This window comes from Halorubrum sp. Hd13 (assembly GCF_002252755.1).
Classification (GTDB): domain Archaea; phylum Halobacteriota; class Halobacteria; order Halobacteriales; family Haloferacaceae; genus Halorubrum.
Map to the genome: position 1 here is coordinate 1 of NZ_NHOY01000078.1, position 206 is coordinate 206.

1 protein-coding gene is annotated in these 206 nt (G+C 65.0%); it reads left to right on the forward strand.

Annotation, left to right across the window (positions count from 1 at the left end; genetic code table 11):
* Positions 1 to 16: 16 nt before the first annotated feature.
* The coding region (locus DJ81_RS19460) for a hypothetical protein (RefSeq protein ID WP_212589840.1) at positions 17 to 206 on the forward strand (190 nt) is incomplete at its 3' end.

Below are 206 nucleotides of genomic sequence, written 5' to 3' on the forward strand. Positions count from 1 at the left end.
GCGAGAGACAGCGGGAGTGGGCGGGAGAGCGAGAGGAAACGAGAGGGTGAGAGGGATCGGGAAAGCCTGCGGAAACGAGAGGGAGAGAAAGGGCGGGAAAGCGAGGAAGACGTACCGTGCGTGGAACCGACTCCGGCTACTCTCCGTCCGGCGACGACACCCGCACCACCTGCTTACCGATGTTGTCGCCGGCGAACAGCCCGAGG